The sequence below is a fragment of the Kitasatospora sp. NPDC029312 genome, assembly GCF_055569215.1.
This window is the reverse complement of the sequence record NZ_JBVHXY010000001.1, coordinates 243,061-260,150: the sequence shown is the minus strand read 5'-3', so window position 1 is coordinate 260,150 and position 17,090 is coordinate 243,061. Positions and strand designations below refer to the sequence as shown.

Here is a 17,090-nt window from a genome sequence, read left to right as displayed (position 1 = left end):
CGAGGCGGTCGGCCGGACCGCCGCGCTCGCGGACCCGCGCGGCTGGGAGGTGGTCGTGCCCTGCACGGCTGGTCCACCCCGGGCGTCGCCGAGTTGCTGGACGGCCTCGCCGAGGACCCCCACCCGGACGTCCGCGGGGCCGTCGCGGACGTCCGGGAGCCCTGAGCGCGTGGCCCGCCACCTGCGGCTTTCCCCGTCGAGGTGCCCGTTCGGTCGAACCGGGTGATCATGGGACGAACCGTGTCTTCGGCGATCAGGCATGCCGGTGGCAGCCGGCGACGCCCGGAAGGGACCGCGATGTTCCAGCTCCTGTGGATTCTGCTCATCGGCTTCGTGCTCGGCGTGCTCGCCAAACTGATCCTGCGCGGGCCCCAGTCGATCCCCTGGTGGCTGACCATGCTGCTCGGCGCGGGCGGGGCCTGGCTCGGCAACGCCGTCTCGGGGTGGCTCGGCGTCCGCCACACCTCGGGCATCGACTGGATCCGCCACATCCTCCAGCTCGCGTTCGCCGTGGCCCTGGTGGCCATCGTGGCCCCCGCCTGGAGCAGGTCCCGCCCGCCCCGCTGAACCGGCTGGACCGGCTGCCCCGCTGATCCGGCTCGACTCGCCGGACCAGCCGGACCGCGCCCTCAGCCCACGTGCACGGCGGGTCGACGGGTGCGGTCGGGCTCGGCCTCGCGGAGGACCTCGCGGGTGACCGGCGCGATCTCGCCCTGGCCGAACAGGAAGAACCGCAGGAACTGGGCGAAGGGGTTGCCCTCCGTCCACTCGAAGTAGATGTGCGGCTGCTGCCCGGTGAGGTCGCGGACCTGCAGCAGCAGGGCGGCCAGCGCGTTGGGCACGCTGGAGCTCTGCAGCGCCAGCACCCGGTAGCGGTCGTGCAGCACCTCGCCGCGCACCGTCAGTTCGGCCTCGAAGTCGGACGGGTCGAGCACGGTGACCTCGACGAAGACCAGGTCGTCCTCGGCCGGGATGTCGTTGTCCCGGCGGATCTGGTGAAGCTTGTCGCGGTACTCGGCGAGGTCCCGGCTGTTCGGCTCGTTGGCGATCAGCCGCAGCGGGCGGTGCAGGTAGTCCCGGACGAACCGTTCGGCGACGTCGTCCAGCACCACGTCGGTGACACGCAGTTCGAAGGCGCGCTTGAGCCGGGACAGGAAGGACACCAGCATGATGCCCGCGATGAAGCAGGCGCCGATCTTGACGCCGTCCGGCCGCTCGGCGATGTTCACGGCCGTGGTGTAGACGAACACCGCGGCGATCACCGCGAAGCCGGCCGTCCAGTGGCGCTGACCGGCCTTGTGGGCGGCGATGGTGACGGCGATCGCCGCCGAGGAGATCAGCACCAGCACGCCCGTCGCGTACGCACTGCCCTGGGCGTCCACGTTGGCGTCGAAGATCCAGGTGACCAGGAAGGCGATCAGGGTGAGCACGATGACGGTCGGTCGCACCGCCCGGGCCCAGTGCGGTGCCATGCCGTACCGGGGCAGGTAGCGCGGCATCAGGTTGAGCAGCCCGGCCATCGCGGAGGCTCCCGCGAACCAGAGGATGGCGATGGTGGAGAGGTCGTAGACGCTGCCGAAGGCGCTGCCGAGGTTCTCGTGGGCGAGGTAGGCGAGCGCCCGCCCGTTGGCCTCGCCGCCCTTCTTGAAGGCGTCGGCCGGGATGAGCAGCGTGGTGATGAAGCTGGTGGTGATCAGGAAGCAGCTCATGATCGCGGCGGCGGTGGTGAGCAGTTTGCGCGCGCCCCGGATGCGGCCGGTGGGCTTCTCCTCGGTGTCGTCCGGGTCACCCTCGATGTGCGGCATCACGGCGACGCCGGTCTCGAAGCCGGACAGGCCCAGCGCCAGTTTCGGGAAGACGATCAGTGCGACGCCGATCATCGCGAACACGTTGCCGTGCTGGGTGACGAGCGCGTCCGTCCAGTCACTGAACAGGTGCGGGGCCTTGAGCACGTGCCAGAGCCCGTTGGCGACCACGACGACGTTGAGCGTCAGGTAGATCCCGACCAGGAAGACGGCCAGACCGATGGCCTCGCCGAAGCCCTTGAGGAAGACGGCGCCGAGCAGCGCGACCAGGACCAGCGTGATCAGCACCTGCTTGCCGGTGAGCGCGCTGTGCAGGTGCGGGTTCTCCACCAGGTGTGCGGTGGCGTCGGCGGCCGACAGGGTGATGGTGATCATGAAGTCGGTGGCGGCGAAGCCCAGCAGGGTGAGCACGAACAGCTTGCCCTGCCAGAAGGACAGCAGTCGCTCCAGCATCGCGATCGAGCCCTGCCCGTGCGGGCTCTCCTGGGCCACCCGCCGGTAGACCGGCAGCGCGCCCAGCAGGGTGACGATCACCAGCACGATGGTCGCCAGCGGCGAGACCAGTCCGGCCGCGAGGGCGGCGATGCCGGGCTGGTAGCCGAGCGTGGAGAAGTAGTCGAGGCCGGTCAGGCACATGACCCGCCACCAGCGCTGGCCCTTCTCGTGCGGCGCCTCGGCGTGCGGGCCGGGGTGCTGCTTGGCCATGTCGGACAGGCCTTCCAGCATCCACGCCCGGAACCTGGCACCCCACGTCGACGGAGCCGCCACCGGTCCGGCCGAACCCGACGAAACCACGTACACCCCTGTCCATGACGTCGGCCGGCCGCGTGCGGCTCCGGCCCCCCTGGCGGCCGCCGGACGGCGGGCCCGGTCAGGCTAGATGACCGGATCAGCACCGCCCGGCCATCGTGCGGGCCGACACACCAGGGTCCGCCCGGACGGCCCTGCCGGGTGACGGCCGGTCCCGGGCCGTGGCCGCGGATCCGGCGCGGCGGTCGGCATGAATCACCGGGAACGGGCGAGGATGTCCGCGCGCCTTGACGCGGGACGTTGACGCACCGCGTTGACCCACGAAGTTGACGCATCAGGTTGACGCCCTCGGCGCGGTCGACGCGCGCCGGAGGTCACGCCGGACGGCGACGGCCGGCGGTGGACGGCGGCAAGCGGCAGTCAGCGACGGACAGCGACGAACAGCGACGGACAACAGGGAGGCCGCGGTGGCGGAACCGAGTCGACGGGGGATTCTGGGCCTGGGTCTGCTGGCGGCCGCCGCCACCTCCTGCGGCACCCGTCACCCGGACGTGGGACCGCACCCCACACCCGACGCCCAGGGCGCCCCCCGCGAGGGTGCGCCCACCACCGACCGGCACGTCGGCGTCGAGAGCGAGCAGTCCCGGCCCGGCGACGCCGACTGGGAGATCACCGACCCCGGACCGGCCGACGCCATCGAGGGCTTCGCCGACCGGGTCAGCGTGCTGCCCGGAGAGCCCTTCGGCCTGCACGTCTCCACCACCGCGTCCGCCTTCACCGTGTCCGCGTACCGGATGGGCTGGTACGGCGGCGCCCGCGCCCGCCTGGTCTGGCGCCGCGAGCACGTCCCCGGCGGCAAACAGGCCGCGCCCCACGTCGACCAGGGCACCCGTACCGTGCTGACCGACTGGCAGCGCACCGTCACCGTGGACACCTCCGGCTGGCCCGAGGGCGCCTACCTGCTGCGCCTGGACGCCGAGGGCGGCCCCGGCCACCGCTACGTCCCGCTCACCGTCCGCTCGGCGAGCACCGCCGGCAGGACCGTGGTCATGAGCGCCCCGGCGACCTGGCAGGCCTACAACGAGTGGGGCGGCTACAGCCTCTACAACGGCCCGTCCGGCACCCTGGCCAGCCGCTCGCTGCGGGTCGTCTTCGACCGCCCGTACGACTACGACCACGGCGCCGGGCTGTTCCTGGTCTACGAGGCGCCGCTGGTCGCCCTGGTGGAGCGGCTCGGCCTGCCGCTCGCGTACACCACCGGGATCGACGTGGCCCGCGATCCCGGGCTGCTGCACGGCGCCCACGCCGTCCTCTCGCTCGGCCACGACGAGTACTGGTCGCCCGAGCAGCGCGCCAACGTGGTGGCGGCCCGCGACGCCGGGACCAACCTGGCGATCCTCGGCGCCAACTGCTGCTTCCGCCGGGTTCGCTTCGAGCCCACCGCCCTGGGCCCGGACCGTACGGTGGTCTGCTACAAGGACGCGTGGGCGCAGGACCCGGGCCACCAGGCCGGCGCCCCGGCGACCACCGACTTCCGGGTCGGCCCGGGCGCCGACCCGGAGAGCTCGATGCTCGGCGTGATCTACGACGGCTACCCGGTGGACGCCCCGTACGTGGTCACCTCGCCCGGGCACTGGGCGTTCGAGGGGACGGGCGTCGCGGCCGGGGCGTCCTTCCCGCACCTGGTCGGCGTCGAGTACGACCGGGTGGACACCGGCTTCCCGACACCACGACCGATCGAGGTCATCGCCCACTCCCCCGTGGTCTGCGAAGGCCGCCGGTCCCACTCCGACACCGCCTACTACACCGTGCCGAGCGGCGCCGGGGTCTTCGCCAGCGGGACGATGCGCTGGGTGGAGGCCCTCGACGCGCACGGCGCCGCCGGCGGCCAGGCCGTCCACGGCATCGACTCCACCGCCGGGGACCTGGTCCGCAAGGTCACGGAGAACGTCCTGCGCGCCTTCGCCGCCGGCCCGGCCGGTCGCACCCACCCGGCCCAGGACAACCTCGCCGCCGTCTACGGCCCGGCCTGAGCGGCAGACCCCCAGCTGACGCCGGGTCAGCCACCGGAGGCCCGTGCCGGGGCGGACGCGGGCCCGCGCCCCGGTTACACTCGCACGGTCTCGTCAAGAGCCGACGAGCAGACGAGCAGAGCCGTCCAGGACAAACCGACCGGTGTGGCGCGGATGCCGGCCGGCAAGGGCACGAGGGAAACAGAACATGGTCGAGGCCTCCCCGAAGGTCGTTGTCGTCGTCCCCACGTACAACGAGCGGGAGAACCTTCCGGTCCTCGCCGGGCTCCTCGCGGAACTCCCGGTGCCGAACCTGCACCTGCTGGTGGTCGACGACAACTCCCCCGACGGCACCGGCGAGATCGCCGACAAGCTCGCCGCCGACTCCGGCGGCACCGTCGGCGTCCTGCACCGCACCGAGAAGGACGGCCTCGGCCGCGCCTACCTGGCCGGCATGGCGCGCGCCCTGGACGAGGGCGCCGACGTCGTGGTCCAGATGGACGCCGACCTCTCGCACCCGGCCTCCGCGATACCGGCGATGGTGCGGGCCCTGCTCGCCGACGACACCGCCGTGGTGCTCGGCTCCCGCTACGTTCCCGGCGGCTCGACCGCCGCGGAGTGGCCCTGGCACCGCAAGGCGCTCTCCGCCTGGGCCAACTTCTACGTCAACACGATCCTCGGCCTGGGCGTGCGGGACGCCACCGCCGGGTTCAAGGCCTGGCGGGCCAGCACCCTGCGGGCCATCGACCTGCCGACCGTCCAGAGCAACGGCTACTCGTTCCAGGTCGAGATGAACTACCGGGTGATCCAGCGCGGGCTGACCATCAGCGAGGTGCCGATCCGCTTCGAGGAGCGGATCGTGGGCGCCTCCAAGATGAGCATCGGGGTGCAGGTCGAGTCCGCGCTGGCGCCGTGGAAGCTGCGCTTCAACCGCGACGGCGAACCCGCCGGGCTGGACTGACGCCCCCTGCGGCTGCGCGCGGGACCGCCGCACGGGACCACCGCGCGGGACCGCACGGGACCGCCGCGCGCGGCGCAGCCGGCCCCTCCGACGTGGTCATTCGGGTAGCAACCCGGCCGGGTGGCGGTGTCAGCCGCGACTGCGGGGAAAGAAGGCCGTCATGGTCTTTTCCCCGGAGTCCTTCACGACCCTGGCCCGCCGTGCCGCCCGAGAGCCCTTCGTCGTGCAGACCGTGCGGGCGACGGTGGCCGCCACCCTCGCCTACGCGGTGGCGACCCGGCTCAGCAGCGAGCCCGCGCCGCTGACGGCGCCGCTGACCGCCCTGCTGGTGGTCCAGGTCACCGTCTACTCGACGCTCAAGACCAGCATCCGCCGGGTCAACTCGGTGGTGGTCGGCGTCCTGATCGCGATCGGCTTCAGCGCCGTGGTCGGGCTCTCCTGGTGGAGCCTCGGGATGATCATCCTCGCCTCCCTGGTGATCGGCCGGTTCGTCCGGGTCGAGGAGTTCGTCCAGGAGGTGGCGATCAGCGCGATGCTGATCCTGGGCGTGACCAAGCTGGCCTCCCAGGCCTGGGACCGGGTGCTCGAGACGATGATCGGCGCGGCCGTCGGCCTGCTGTTCAACCTGCTCTTCGCCCCGCCGGTCTGGGTGGACACCGCCGGCGAGTCGATCGAGGACCTCGCCCGCCGGGCCCGGCACCTGCTCGTGGACATCGCCGAGGAGCTGGGCCGCCCCATCCCGGTGTCCCGGGCCGCCGAGCGGCTTCACGAGGCCCGCCGGCTCGACCACGCGATCGCCGAAGTCGACGCGGCGCTGCGCCAGGCCGAGGACAGCCTGCGGTTCAACCCCCGGATCAGTGAGGGCCTGCTCTCCCGGCTGGTGCTGCGCACCGGGCTGGACACGCTGGAGATCTGTGTGGTGGTGATCCGGGTGCTGGCCCGCTCGCTCACCGACCTCGCCAAACGGCGCGGGCCCGGGGAACGGCTCTTCTCGCCGGAGGTCGCGGTCGCGCTGGAGGAGCTGCTGGAACACGTCGGCGGCGCCATGGTCGGCTTCGCGGTGCTGATCACCACCCAGGTCAGCCGCAACGCCGAGGAGGCCGAGGAGCGGCTGACCGCCGAACTGGCCGCGGCCTGGTCGTGCCGGGAGAACGTCGCCCAGCTGCTGCTGCGCCAGGTGCAGGAGCACCCGGAGGCCTGGCAGCTGCACGGCTCGATGCTGGCCGAGGTGGACCGGATCCTGGACGAACTGGACCTGGAGCACCGCAGCCGGCGGCTGATGGAGGAGCTCGACCGGGCGTCGGTGGCGAACCGGGAGCGGTTCTCCCGGCTCGCCGGGCTGCGCCGCTTCGTCCGGGGGGAGCGGGGGCCCGGCCGCCGGGCGCCCGGGGCGGCGGAGCGCCCGGCGGCGACGGCCGGGCGCTGATCCCGCCCGCGCGCCGGCACGGCAGTAGGGGATTAGGGCGTCAGGGCATCAGCCAGGGCTGCTGCGGCAGCGGGTGGCCGGTCTCCAGGTAGGTCTTGAGGTTGGACAGCACCGCCGCCCAGCCCCGTTCGGCGTCCGCCCGCTCCGTCTCGTCCGCGAGGTTCTCATGGGTGACGGTGAGCCGGGTGAGGTCCTGCCAGCGCTCGAGCTGGAAGCTGACCCTCGACGGCCCACCCGGTCGGCGCTCCTCCGGCCCTGCCCAGCTGGTGACCAGGTGGCGCGGTCGCTCGGCGACCTCGACGATGCCGATCACGTCGGCGATGCCGGAGTCGTCGGCGCGCTGGTGCTCCCAGGGCGCGCCGGGCAGCCAGGTGGAGACGTTGCGGTGGCCCCAGTAGAGGCCGGACTCGTCGGCGTTGGTGAGCGCGTGCCAGACGCGTTCGGGATCGGCGCGCAGGTAGACGATGCCGCGGTGCGCGAAGGCGGTCACGGCGTCAGCCCTCGGCCGCGTCGAGCAGCGGCTCGATCTCGATCTTCCCCATCCGCAGCATGGTCGCCATCACGCGGTCGGCCTTGGCCCGGTCGGTGTCGGCGATCAGGTCGAGCAGGATGCGCGGGGTGATCTGCCAGGAGAGGCCGTAGCGGTCCTTGAGCCAGCCGCACGGACCCTCCTGGCCGCCGTCGGCGGTGAGCTTGGCCCAGAGTTCGTCGACCTCCTGCTGGTCCTCGCACTCCACCTGGAGCGAGACGGCCTCGGTGAACGTGAACTCGGGGCCGCCGTTGAGGGCCGTGTACTCGCGGCCGGCGAGTTCGAAGTCGACGGTCATCACCGAACCGGCCGCGCCGGGGCCGGCCTCGCCGTAGCGGGTGACCCTGGTGATCCGGGAGTCGGGGAACAGCGAGGTGTAGAAGACGGCGGCCTCTTCGGCCTGGTCGTCGAACCAGAGGAAGGTGGTGATTTTCTGCATGCGCCCGACGGTAACGGCGGGCTCCGTCACGGCGGGCCAGCCACGGCCGGGGGTCACCGGATCGGCGCCCCCGGCCGCGCCGACCGGGCCGGCCGGGTCCTGGGTCAGTGCGCCCAGCCCGCGTAGCGCTGCACGAAGCGCCCGCCGGTGTGGGCGGTGACGACGACGTCGTAGCGGCCCTGCGCGTCCAGCGGCCAGGCCAGGTCGACCTGCTGGCCGGGCTTGACCCAGACGGTGCGCGCGGTGCCCGCGAAGTCGTTGGGCGCGGCGGTGAAGCCCACGTCGGTCATGCCGTCGTTGGCCACCCGGAGGGTCAGCTTCAGGTCGGCGTGCAGGTCGGCGGTGACGATCGGGACGCAGACGTCGTTCTGCCCGTCCTGTCCGTCCCGCACCACCGTGCCGGCGAAGCGGCGCACGAAGCCGTCCGGGCCGTGCACGGTGAAGTCGTAACGGCCATTGGTGGCGGCCGCGTCCCAGACGTACGTGGCACAGGCGCCGGGGGCGACGGTGTACGGGGTGCCCGCGAACGGGAGCAGGATGTTCGGGTAGACGGTGTACGGGAAGGCCACCGAGCCGTCGTTGCTCATGACGCAGGTGACCTTTCCGGTCACCCGGTCCACCGAGACGTCGGCCCACGGCTGGTAGGGCAGCGGGCGGTGCGGGCGCTCGCCGCGCTCCTGGACGGGCATCGACTGGGTGCCGACGGCAGGGAGGGCGACACCGGGCAGCTTGGCGCCCGCGTCGGCCTTGGCCATCAGGGCGTTGGTGTCCGGCAGCCTGGGCAGCGAGTGGTCCGGCGCCGCGAAGTCGAAGCAGCTGGTGAGGTCGCCGCAGACGGCCCGCCGCCAGGCCGAGATGTTGGGCTCGGCGACACCGGTGACCAGCTCCATGAAGCGCAGCACCGAAGTGTGGTCGAACACCTGGGAGTCGACCCAACCGCCGCGCGACCAGGGGGAGACCACCCAGAGCGGCACGCGGTTGCCGAGGCCGATGGCGCGCCCCTGGGCGAACTCCTCGGGGGTGCCCGGCTCGGGGGTGGGCGGGACCATGTGGTCGAAGTAGCCGTCGTTCTCGTCGTACATGACCAGGAAGACGGTGTGCTGCCAGACCTCCGGGTTGGCCATCAGCGACTGCAGCGCCTGGTCGACCCAGTGCGCGCCGTAGGCCGGACCGGCTTCCGGGTGCTCGGAGAACAGGTAGGGCGCGACCAGCCACGAGACGGTCGGCAGGGTGCCGTCCTTGCAGTGGCGGTCGAAGTCGCTCGGGTCGAACTTGGTCATCGCGTTGACGTACCGCGGGTCGTCGTGCGGGAAGGCGTGGAACTGCTTGAAGTAGGAGAGGGCGTTGTCGTCGTAGTCGCCGGTGCGGTCGTCCTTGCTCGGGTTGTGGTAGACCCGCCAGCTGACGCCGGCCGCCTCCAGGCGCTCGGCGTAGGTGGTCCAGTCGGCGACGGGGTTGTCGGTGACCGGGGTGTTGTCGATCCAGGGGCCGGTGGTGCCGTCGCGGCCGGGGCCGGCGGTGCCGGTCCACAGGTAGAGCCGGTTGGGGTCGGTGGGGCCGGCCAGCGAGGTGAAGTAGGCGTCGCAGAGGGTGAACGCGTCGGCCAGGGCGTACTGGTAGGGGATGTCGTCCCGGGTGAAGTAGCCCATGGTGCGCTCGCCCTTGGCGGCGATCCACTTGTTCATCGCGCCGTTGTTGATGGCCTGGTGGCCGGTCGCCCAGTCGTGGGCGAGGCCGCCGGCGTTCTGCGCGTTGTACTTGGCGGTGTCCATCCGGTACGGCAGCATCACCCCGCCGTCGCTGCGGCGGCTGTCGGGCTGGCGGAACACGTCGGTGCCGTCCGGGAACTGGAGCGCCTGCTTGTCACCGAAGCCGCGTACGCCGCTCAGCGTGCCGAAGTAGTGGTCGAAGCTGCGGTTCTCCTGCATCAGGACGACGACGTGCTTGACGTCCTTGATGGTCCCGGTGAGGGCGGTGCGGTCGGCGGGGGCGGCCGCGGCCTGGCCGGCGGACAGGCCGGTCAGGGCGGTGGCGCCGACGGCCGCGGTGGCGCCGACGAAGGTGCGGCGGGAGAGCTCGGGCATCACGAACTGGCCTCTCAGAGCTGGAAGGTGGCGACGGCGGCGGCGGTGTCGGAGGGCCACTCGTTGGCCGCGGAGTTCGGCTCGGCCTGCGGCCAGTCGGCGACCAGGGTGTGCGCCTCGACCAGCTTCAGCGGGCCGGCGTACTGGACGTAGTCGATGCGGTCCTGCGGCTCGGGCCGGTCACCGCGCCGCTTGCGGGTGGGCGACCAGGTGCTGCCGGGGTGCTTGACCGGATCGCGGTTCTCCTCGCGGAAGCTGTCCGTCAGCCCGGCGGCCTGCAGGGCCGCGGTGACCGGCCAGTTGAGGGCGCCGAGGCCGTTGTGCGCGGCGGCGGTGGCGGCCGTCCAGTCCAGGTGGGAGGGCGAGGAGAGCGCGCCGCCCACCACCACCGGAAGGTGCCGGGCCAGGTCCGCGCGCACCGCGTCGGCCATCGCCTTGGCCTGCTTCAGGCGCGCCGAGGCGTTCTCGGCGGCCACGACCTGGGCGGCGGTGCCGCCGTCCTGCACGGCGTACGGCCCGTAGCCCGTCTCGTCGAGGTGCGCGGCCCAGAAGCGGAGGTTGCGGCCGCCGGGCAGCTGGACGGTGGCGGCGACGGCGGGCAGGTCGGCGGTGGCCGGGGTGAGGTCGGTCAGCGGGTAGCGGCTGAGGATGCCGACGCTGCCAGGGCTCTGGTGGGCGTACCAGCCGAGCGCGTCGGCCAGCGTCCTGGCCCGCTCGCCGGCCGTCTCCTGCAGCGCGATCACGTCCAGGCCCTGGGCGAGCACGACGCGCAGCTGCTTCTCCAGCGCGTCGCCGTAGGCGGCGCCCGCGTCGTGCAGGTTCCAGCTGGCGGCCTTGAGCCGGGGCGGGGCGGCCGGGTCCGCGACGGGGACGAGGACGGTGAGGGTGTCGGTGGCGCCGGTGCTGTCCTTGACGCCGACCACGACCACCTCGGGGTTCCTGCCCGGGGTGGCGGGGGCGGTGCCGGTGAGCGTGCCGTCGGCGGCGACGGACGCCCAGGCCGCGCCGCCGACCTTGCGGTAGCTCGCGGAGCCCGGGGCGTTGCCGACCGGGCGGGACCAGAGGCCGCCCAGCTTGATCCGCACGGCCGCACCCGGGGCGACGGGGGTGGCGGTGAAGGAGTCGACGGCCGCGTGCGGGCGGACGACCGCAGGCTTGGGGTGGAAGCTGAACGGGGCGGTCTGGGCCAGGATGCCGTAACCGTCCTTGGCGAGCAGGTAGGCGGTGTACGGGCCGCCGGTCAGCGCGGAGGTGTCGAGCTGGACGTCGCCGGAGGTGCCGGGGGTGTACTTCCACAGCAGCGAGGAGCCGGTGCCGGGCCGGCGGCTGCCGTCGTAGATGCCGACCCAGTTCTTGGCGTCGGGGGCGTCGGTGGTCCAGTGGAAACTGAGCCGGTCGCCTTCGGCGGGGCTGCTGGATGAGGTCAGGGTCAGGGCGCTGCCTGCGGCCACGGTTGTCCTGTCCGCCGCCGGGGCCCGGTCCGCCGGGGGACGGATTCCGGGGCCGCGCGCGGCTGGTCACGGAGGCTGGGAGGGAGAATGCCCCGTAGTTGGCTGTACAACTGGGGCGGCCCTCATTCATCCGAAGACCAGCGACCGGGACGTGAACGCCGCGTGACGGAGCATCGGGCGGTACGGGAACACCGTGGCGGAGCCGCCGTCAGGACACCGGCACGTGCGGAAGGGCCGCGACGGACGATTCGTCGCGGCCCTTCGGGGTCTGTCGGTTTTGCCCTGGTTCAGGACCGGCCCGGCGCCGGGCCGAGGCCGGGTCAGGCGCCGGGCCGAGGCCAGGTCAGGCGCCGGGTCGAGCGCCGGCGCGGCCGGGTGGTCGCTCGCTGCTGGGCGGGCTCAGCGGCGGGCCAGGCGGCGCTCGCCCGCGGTACCGGGCGCGTACGGCACTTCGTAGTAGGCGAAGACCTCGGGCTCGTCGGTGGCCGGCAGGATGTCGTCGGTGCCGATCGCGGGGGCCTGCCTGACCTTGTTCTTCGGGTACGCCACCCGCAGGTAGTCCGGGCCGGCCACCGCTCCCTCCAACGGGACGAAGGCCAGGCGACGGCGGCCCATCACCCCGACCGTCACGGTGGCGAAGAACGGCTCGTCGGTGGACGTCTCGACGTAGACCGATTCCAGCGTGCCGATGCGGTGGCCCTTCTCGTCGACCACGTGGTGGCCGCGCCACTCTCGGATGTCTGCCATAGCGATCCCCACGGCCTCGAACCTCCCGTGTCGCGACTACCGCCGGCTTCACAGCCGGGAGCTTCCATCCTGCGCCGGGACGGGCCCGGTGGCGCGGCGAAAGGGACATCCGGGGTCACCCGCACCTCGGGGCGGCGGTCGGCCGGGCCGGTGGAGGGCGGCGGGGACCTCACCCCCGTCCGGGCCCCGCCCCGCCGGAGTCCGGACGGGGCGGGGCGGGGCAGGCGGGGCCAGGCGGACCGGGTGGGTTGAGGTCGGGCCGTCAGCTCACAGGCCGGTCTGGATCTCGGCGCGGTGCCGGATGTACTCGTCGGGGTGTGACCGGGCGATCGAGACGGCCGTCTCGACCAGGGGGTGCAGCTCCGTCGGGTAGGCCCGCGCCACCAGCGGCAGCCCGGGAAGGATGCAGCGGCGGACGTCGAGGTCCTCGTTGGTGACGAATTCCCGCAGCGCGGCGGCGTTCCAGGCGTCCCGGACGGTCGCGCCCTCGTCCGCGGTCGCGTTGCGGCCGCCGGTGACCGACAGGGCCGTCCAGTACCAGGCGCGGGCGGCACCGGCGCGCTCCGGGTCGGTGCCCGTCCGCAGGTACTCGAGCAGGGCCTGACGGACCCGGCGCTGGCCGAAGGCCACCATGGCGGGCTCCACGAAGCGGCGGTTGAAGCTCGGGTTGGGGTCGTGGACCGCCGCCTCCATCAGCGCCTCGAAGTACTCCTCGGGCAGCTCGGAGCGCCCGGCGAGCGCCTTGTGGACCTCCCACCGGGCCACGCCCGGGTAGTCCGAACCCGGCGCGGCCTCGACTCCCAGCAGGAGGAGCAGTCGCGCGAGCCGCAGCTCGAACGCCTGCGCCCCGTCCTCCGTACGCCCGGGCAACGGCTGGAGAATCCGCACCTCGCCGGCCGTGTCCTTGGTTTCCACGAACATCCTCCTCATTCTGAGTCACCGGCAGACTACTCGCTGACACATCAGTTCGGAGGCCGTTTCGAACAGGCCGAACCCTGGGACGCCTGACCGGTCCGTACTTTGACGGTCCTTCAGTCGGTGAGTCCGGCCGTTCGCCGGCGTGCGGGCCGAGTGGCCGCCAGGCCGGGCGGCCGGGCGGCCCGGCCTGGTAGGCGATGGCGACCAGTGGGGCCCGGTCGCGGGCGTCGAGCTTGGCCATCGCCCGGTGCACATGGGTGCGGACGGTGAAAGGGCTGACGAACATCCGCTCGGCGATCTTCTCGTTGGTGAGCCCGGTGGTAGCCATGGACATCACCTCGCGCTCGCGGGCGGTCCGCACCGCGGCGAGCAGCTCCTTCGGGTCAGCCCCCCTTGCCGAGGAAACCCCCGGCACCCGGGCGGACCTGGTCCGCACGCAGCATGACCAATCCTCGATCGCGGCCCCCCGCTCCGTCGTCGTCTCAGCGCAGGCCGTTTGCGTACTGCGGACGCAGTACGGCCCTCCCCCGTACGGAGGAGCGCGCGCCCTGCGCCGGGAGCAGCCGGAACTCCTTCCGGAGGCGGCCGGGACGGGCCGGTGGTCTGCGGCGGGAGTAGACGCGGGTCACCCGCCCGGGCGGCGACGACGGGCCGGTGCCGTCCGGGCGCAGTAGCGTGATGTGCCTGGCCCGACCGTTTCCGTACGGTTCGGGAGGATCCGTCCCGATCGGTGCTGACCCCAGCCCGCCGCCGGAGGTGCCACATGGGCGTTCCAGCCGCCCGCATCGTGTTCGACGAGAACGACCGCGCGGCCGTGGCCGACGCGGTGACCGAGATGCTCACCACCGGCGCGCTCACCCTGGGCCCGTGGACCGAGCGCTTCGAGCAGGCCTTCGCCGCCGAGCACGGCGCCTCGCACGCCGTCGCGATGAGCAGCGGCACGGCGGCGCTGGAGGTGATCCTGCGCACGGTCGACGTCCGGGGCCGCGACGTGGTCGTCCCCGCCGTCACCTTCTACGCCACGGCCGGCGCGGTGGTGCACGCGGGCGGCCGCCCGGTCTTCGCCGACGTCGACCCGGCCACCCTCGCGCTCTCCCCGGAGACGCTGGCGGCGGCCCTCACCCCGGACACCGCGGCCGTCGTCCTCGTCCACATCGGCGGGCTGGTCACCCCGCGGGTGGACGCCCTGCGCGCGCTCTGCGACCAGCGCGGCGTCCCGCTGATCGAGGACGCCGCGCACGCCCACGGCAGCAGCCACGACGGCCGCGCCGCAGGCACCTTCGGCCTGGCCGGGGCCTTCTCCTTCTACCCGACCAAGGTCACCACCAGCGGCGAGGGCGGGATGATCCTGACCGAGTCGCCGGAGCTGCGGGACGAGGCCCGGATCTACCGCGACCAGGGCAAGGGCTCCTTCGGCGCCAACCACCACGTCCGGCTCGGCTACTCCTGGCGGATGAGCGAGCCGCACGCCGCCATCGGCGCGGTGCACCTGCGCCGGCTCAAGGAGTTCATCGAGACCCGCCGCGCCGTCGCCCGCCGCTACGACGCGGCGCTGTCCGCCGTGGACGGGCTGGAGCCGGTGCTCGAACCACCCGGCTGCCGCGGCAACTACTACAAGTACGTGGCACTGCTGGCGCCCGGTGTCGACCGCGCCGAGTTCAAGCGGGCGGTGGCCGAGGAGTACGGAGTGCGGCTGTCCGGCGAGGTGTACGACCTGCCGCTGCACCTGCAGCCGGTGTTCGCCCCGTACCGGAGCGGCCCCCTGCCGGTGGCCGAGGACGTCTGCGCCCGGCAGGTCTGCCTGCCGGTGCACTCCGACATGACCGAGGACGAGGCGGAGCTGGTGATCGAGGCCGTCTCGGCGGTGCACCGGCGGATGGCCGGGTAGCCGGAGCGAAGGGAGCAAGACCGTGCGGATTGCCGTCACCGGTGGCTGCGGGTTCATCGGCTCACACGTCGTGGACCACCTGATCGCGGCCGGCCACGAGGTCCTCGCCGTCGACACCACCGACCAGTACCTCAACCCGGACGCCGAGCACGCCCGGATCGACGTCCTCGACCTTCCGGCGCTGACCTCCGCGCTGGCCGGCAGCGAGGTGGTCTACCACCTCGCCGCGATGGCCGACGTCGAGCAGGTCTGCGCCGACCCCGTCCGGGCCGTGCGCGTCAACATCGACGGCACCGAGGCCGTCCTGGAGGCCGCCCGGCGCAGCGGCCTGAGCCGCACCGTCCTGGCGAGCACCGTGTGGGTCTACGGCGCCGCCCTCGCCGACGATCAACTCGACAGCGGCGAACAGGAGTTGGACGAGCACGTGCCGATCGATCTGGAGCACAGCGGGCACCTCTACGTGGCCACCAAGCTCGCCGCCGAGATGCTCGTGCACAGCTACCGCGAGCTGTACGGGCAGCACTTCACCATCCTGCGCTACGGCATCCCCTACGGGCCGAGGATGCGCGACGAGCTGGTGGTCGCCCGGTTCGTGCAGGCGGCGCTGGCCGGACGGCCGATCACCATCGCCGGGGACGGCCGGCAGAGCCGCAACTTCGTCTACGTCGAGGACCTCGCCGACGCCCACGTCCGGGCCCTCTCCCCCGCCGCCGAGGACCAGACCTTCGCCCTGGAGGGTTCGACGGCCGTCTCGGTGCGCGACATCGCCGACACCGTCGACCAGTTGCTGGGGCCGGTCACCATCGAGCACATCGACGGCCGCAAGGCCGACTACGCCGGACGGCGGATCTCCTCCGCCCAGGCGAAGCGGCTGCTCGGCTGGTCCCCCCGGACCAACTTCGCCGACGGCGTGCGCCGGTACGCCGACTGGTACCGCACCTCCGCCGCCACGCCCGCCGCCGGCTGACCGGAGCCGTCCCGATGCCGCACGCCCTGCTGGTCTCCGGCTCGCTCGGCCAGGGCCACGACGTGATGGCCCAGGCCTGTGCGGACACCCTGCGGGAACGCGGCTGGACCACCCGCACGGTGGACGCGATGGCCCTGCTCGGACAACGCTCGGGCGCCGTCGGGGAGGCCGTCTTCCGCCGCCTGCTCGACCTGCCCGGGGTCTACGACGCCTTCCACTTCTCCGCGCTGCGCCCCGGCGCGCGGCTCGCACTTCTCGCCGACGCGGCGGCCCGCGCCCGGCTCGTCCCGGCGCTGCGGGAGCTGATCGCCGCGCAGCGCCCCCAGCTGGTGGTCTCGGTGTTCGCGACCGCCACGTCGGCGGTCAACGAACTGCGTGACCGGGGCTTCCGGCACTTCGTGTTCTGCACGGACGTGACGCCGCACCGGCTCTGGGTGCAGCAGGGTACCGACCTGTTCCTGGTCACCTCCGAGGTCGCCGCCTGCGCGGTGCGCCGCTACCGGCCGGACGCGGAGATCCTCGTGGTGCCCGCGCCGCTGCGCCGGCCGTTCTACCGGCCGCCCGACCGGGCCGGGGCCCGCGCCGAGCTGGGCGTGCCGCCGGACGCGGACTGCGTGCTGCTGATGTCCGGCTCCTGGGGCCTCGGGCCGATCGCCCGCACCGCGGCCTCGCTCGCCGCCGCTGGGCCGCACGTGCTCGCGGTGGCGGGGCGCAACGGGGAGCTGGAACGGCGGCTGCGGGCGGCCGCGCGCCGGCGGCCCCGGCTGCACCCGTTCGGCTACACCGACCGGATCCCCACGTTGATGGCGGCGGCGGACCTGGTGGTCACCAGCTCCGGTGACACCTGCAGCGAGGCCCGGGCGCTCGGGCGGCGGCTGCTGCTGCTCGATGTCGTCCAGGGCCACGGGCGGGACAACCTCCAGCACGAGCTGGAGCTCGGCCACGCCGACGTCGTCTCCCCCCGTCCGGCCGAGGTGGTCCGCAACGCGCTCGCCGCGCTGGGACGGCCGGAGCCCCGGCCGTCGGCCGGGGCCACGCCGGAGGCGTGGTGCAAGGGTTTCGGGGCGGCGCTGGAGCGGGCGGGGCTCGGGTAGCGGTTCGCTACCGCTCCCT

General features: G+C 73.2%; 14 protein-coding genes and 1 pseudogene. 7 read left to right on the top strand and 8 right to left on the bottom strand.

The window, feature by feature from the left end:
- Positions 1-297: 297 nt before the first annotated feature.
- Entirely contained in the window at positions 298-567 is a 270-nt protein-coding gene (locus tag ACZ4WV_RS01160) for a GlsB/YeaQ/YmgE family stress response membrane protein (protein ID WP_465741494.1), read from the top strand.
- Positions 568-629: 62 nt separating this feature from the next.
- Here the strand turns inward: ACZ4WV_RS01160 and ACZ4WV_RS01155 are convergent, their stop codons facing one another.
- Entirely contained in the window at positions 630-2,531 is a 1,902-nt protein-coding gene (locus ACZ4WV_RS01155; RefSeq protein WP_465741492.1) for an APC family permease, read from the bottom strand.
- 491 nt (positions 2,532-3,022) lie between these two features.
- Between ACZ4WV_RS01155 and ACZ4WV_RS01150 the strand changes: the two genes are divergently transcribed.
- The 3 genes from ACZ4WV_RS01150 to ACZ4WV_RS01140 all read left to right on the top strand — a co-directional run bounded on the left by ACZ4WV_RS01150 (position 3,023) and on the right by ACZ4WV_RS01140 (position 6,954).
- Entirely contained in the window at positions 3,023-4,588 is a 1,566-nt protein-coding gene (locus ACZ4WV_RS01150; RefSeq protein ID WP_465741490.1) for a N,N-dimethylformamidase beta subunit family domain-containing protein, read from the top strand.
- A 187-nt stretch (positions 4,589-4,775) separates the two neighbouring features.
- Positions 4,776-5,528, top strand: coding sequence for a polyprenol monophosphomannose synthase (locus ACZ4WV_RS01145; protein WP_465741488.1), 753 nt, complete (start codon positions 4,776-4,778; stop codon positions 5,526-5,528).
- A 160-nt stretch (positions 5,529-5,688) separates the two neighbouring features.
- Positions 5,689-6,954, top strand: coding sequence for an FUSC family protein (locus ACZ4WV_RS01140; protein ID WP_465741486.1), 1,266 nt, complete (start codon positions 5,689-5,691; stop codon positions 6,952-6,954).
- Between the two features lie 40 nt (positions 6,955-6,994).
- On the opposite strand, the gene ACZ4WV_RS01135 is transcribed toward ACZ4WV_RS01140, so the two are convergent.
- From ACZ4WV_RS01135 to ACZ4WV_RS01105, 7 genes and pseudogenes are all read right to left on the bottom strand, one after another.
- A complete protein-coding gene (locus tag ACZ4WV_RS01135) occupies positions 6,995-7,444 on the bottom strand; it encodes an SRPBCC domain-containing protein (RefSeq protein ID WP_465741484.1) in 450 nt (149 codons plus the stop codon).
- A gap of 4 nt (positions 7,445-7,448) precedes the next feature.
- Positions 7,449-7,922 carry a VOC family protein gene (locus ACZ4WV_RS01130; protein WP_465741482.1) on the bottom strand — a complete coding sequence of 158 codons (474 nt, stop codon included), beginning with the start codon at positions 7,920-7,922 and terminating at the stop codon, positions 7,449-7,451.
- Positions 7,923-8,026: 104 nt separating this feature from the next.
- Positions 8,027-10,006, bottom strand: a complete 1,980-nt coding sequence (locus ACZ4WV_RS01125; protein ID WP_465741481.1) for a phosphocholine-specific phospholipase C — start codon at positions 10,004-10,006, stop codon at positions 8,027-8,029.
- 14 nt (positions 10,007-10,020) lie between these two features.
- The gene (locus ACZ4WV_RS01120; protein WP_465741480.1) at positions 10,021-11,457 is read right to left on the bottom strand and encodes an endonuclease/exonuclease/phosphatase family protein; all 1,437 of its coding nucleotides are present in this window, start codon (positions 11,455-11,457) and stop codon (positions 10,021-10,023) included.
- Positions 11,458-11,856: 399 nt separating this feature from the next.
- Complete coding sequence (locus ACZ4WV_RS01115) at positions 11,857-12,204, bottom strand: PRC-barrel domain-containing protein (RefSeq protein WP_465741479.1); 348 nt, start codon at positions 12,202-12,204, stop codon at positions 11,857-11,859.
- Between the two features lie 267 nt (positions 12,205-12,471).
- A complete protein-coding gene (locus ACZ4WV_RS01110; RefSeq protein ID WP_465741478.1) occupies positions 12,472-13,125 on the bottom strand; it encodes a hypothetical protein in 654 nt (217 codons plus the stop codon).
- A gap of 178 nt (positions 13,126-13,303) precedes the next feature.
- Positions 13,304-13,504 (bottom strand): annotated as a pseudogene (locus ACZ4WV_RS01105) (response regulator transcription factor); the annotation flags it as partial.
- 381 nt (positions 13,505-13,885) lie between these two features.
- On the opposite strand from ACZ4WV_RS01105, the gene ACZ4WV_RS01100 reads away from it, so the two are divergent.
- From ACZ4WV_RS01100 to ACZ4WV_RS01090, 3 genes are read left to right on the top strand one after another with little or no spacing between them, the layout of a single operon-like run.
- On the top strand, positions 13,886-15,010 hold the full coding sequence (locus tag ACZ4WV_RS01100) for a DegT/DnrJ/EryC1/StrS family aminotransferase (protein WP_465741477.1): 1,125 nt from the start codon (positions 13,886-13,888) through the stop codon (positions 15,008-15,010).
- A gap of 22 nt (positions 15,011-15,032) precedes the next feature.
- Positions 15,033-15,977 carry an NAD-dependent epimerase/dehydratase family protein gene (locus tag ACZ4WV_RS01095; protein WP_465741475.1) on the top strand — a complete coding sequence of 315 codons (945 nt, stop codon included), beginning with the start codon at positions 15,033-15,035 and terminating at the stop codon, positions 15,975-15,977.
- A 14-nt stretch (positions 15,978-15,991) separates the two neighbouring features.
- Positions 15,992-17,071: an MGDG synthase family glycosyltransferase gene (locus tag ACZ4WV_RS01090; protein WP_465741473.1), complete on the top strand. Its 1,080-nt coding sequence runs from the start codon at positions 15,992-15,994 to the stop codon at positions 17,069-17,071.
- Positions 17,072-17,090 lie beyond the last annotated feature (19 nt).